We start from the raw sequence: 1,766 nt of genomic DNA, 5'->3' as shown, positions 1-1,766 counted from the left end.
GAGGAGATTGCCGAGGGCATCGCCCAGGCCAGCCGCTTCGCGGAGGCGGACCCGTACCGCGCGGCCACGCACAACAAGGGCGTGATGAACGGCATTGACGCGGTGGCCATCGCCACGGGGCAGGACTGGCGCGCCATTGAAGCGGGCGCGCACGCGTTCGCCTGCCGCAACGGGCAGTACCGGCCGCTGTCCACCTGGTACCTGGAAGAGGGCCACCTGGTGGGCCGCATCGAGCTGCCCATGGCGCTGGGGACGGTGGGCGGGCCCATCAAAATCCACCCGGGCGTGCAGATGGCGCTCAAGCTGATGCAGACGACGTCGGTGCGAGAGCTCGCCATGGTGTTCGCGGCGGTGGGCCTGGCGCAGAACTTCGCGGCGCTCCGGGCGCTGGGCAGCGTGGGCATCCAGAAGGGCCACATGGCGATGCACGCGCGCTGCGTGGCGGTGACGGCGGGCGCGCGGGGCGACTGGGTGGAGAAAATCGCCAACCTGCTGGTGAAGGCGGGCCACGTGAAGGTGGAGAAGGCCCGCGAGCTGCTGGCCAGCCTCCCCGCCGAGGATGCCGCGGCCGCGACCGGCACCACGGTCTGACGCCGTGGCTCCTCGTCCTGAATCCTTGTCGGCCTTTGGCGCCGGCAAGGTCATCCTGTTGGGTGAGCACAGCGTCGTGTACGGGCACCCGGCCCTGGCCGGGCCGTTGTCGCAGGGCGTGACGGCGCGCGCCGTGCCGGCGAAGGCGTGTCAGCTCGCGTTGCCCTCTACGCTCAGCCGCCCGCAGCGGGCGCAGCTCACGGCGGCGTTCGCCCGTGCAGCGGAGGTGACGGGCGCGCCGCCGGTGAAGGTGTCGCTGGAGGCGGACTTGCCGCTGGCGGTGGGCCTGGGGAGCTCGGCGGCGCTGTCGGTGGCGTGCGCGCGGTTGCTGCTCCAGGCGGCGGGGAAGGTGCCCACGCCGAAGGACGCGGCGCGTGTGGCGTGGGCGATGGAGCAGGAGTTCCACGGCACGCCGTCCGGCGTGGACCACACCACCAGCGCCGCGGAGCAGCTGGTCCTCTACTGGCGCAAGCCGGGGGCCGCCAAGGGGACGGGGCAGGTGGTGGAGAGCCCCAGGCCCTTGCACGTGGTGGTGACGCTCGCGGGTGAGCGCAGCCCCACGAAGAAGACGGTGGGGGCGCTGCGGGAGCGGCAGGCTCGCTGGCCGTCGCGCTACGAGCGCCTGTTCACGGAGATTGGACGGGTGTCCTCGGAGGGCGCGAAGGCGGTGGCGGCGGGAGATTTGGAGGCACTGGGCGACGCGATGAACGTCAACCAGGGCCTGCTCGCGGCGCTGGGCCTGTCGTCGCCGCCGTTGGAAGAGATGGTCTACCGGTTGCGGGAGCTGGGGGCGCTGGGCGCCAAGCTGACCGGAGCTGGTGGAGATGGTGGGGCCGTCATCGGCCTGTTCCTCGAGCCCAAGCCGGTGGTGACGAAGCTCCGCCGGATGGGCGTGCGCTGCTTCAGCAGCCAGCTCGCGGGTCCGCGGGCGTCGTGAGTCTTCCCATGAAAGCCACAGCACTGGCGCATCCCAACATCGCCCTGGTGAAGTACTGGGGGAAGCGGGATGACGCGTTGATTCTTCCGCACCAGTCCAGCTTGTCCCTCACGCTGTCGCCGCTGTCGGTGACGACCACGGTGGAGTTCGGCGCCGCGAGCGACCAGGTGGAGCTCAACGGGCACACCGCGAAGGGCAGCGAGCGCGACCGCGTGCTGCGGCTGCTGGAGTGGGTGCG

At 71.5% G+C, this 1,766-nt stretch carries 1 protein-coding gene and 2 pseudogenes; all 3 read left to right on the top strand.

Going from position 1 to position 1,766, the window contains the following annotated elements; all coding sequences use genetic code 11:
- A pseudogene (locus tag FL344_RS38100) lies at positions 1–591 on the top strand (3-hydroxy-3-methylglutaryl-CoA reductase); the annotation flags it as partial.
- 4 nt (positions 592–595) lie between these two features.
- The gene (mvk, locus tag FL344_RS38095) at positions 596–1,528 is read left to right on the top strand and encodes a mevalonate kinase (protein WP_090495890.1); all 933 of its coding nucleotides are present in this window, start codon (positions 596–598) and stop codon (positions 1,526–1,528) included.
- A gap of 8 nt (positions 1,529–1,536) precedes the next feature.
- Positions 1,537–1,766 (top strand): annotated as a pseudogene (locus FL344_RS38090) (diphosphomevalonate decarboxylase); the annotation flags it as partial.

The organism is Myxococcus sp. AB036A (genome assembly GCF_006547355.1).
GTDB lineage: Bacteria > Myxococcota > Myxococcia > Myxococcales > Myxococcaceae > Myxococcus > Myxococcus virescens.
Note: the sequence above shows the minus strand (reverse complement) of the source record. Positions and strands in the feature narration are given on the sequence as shown.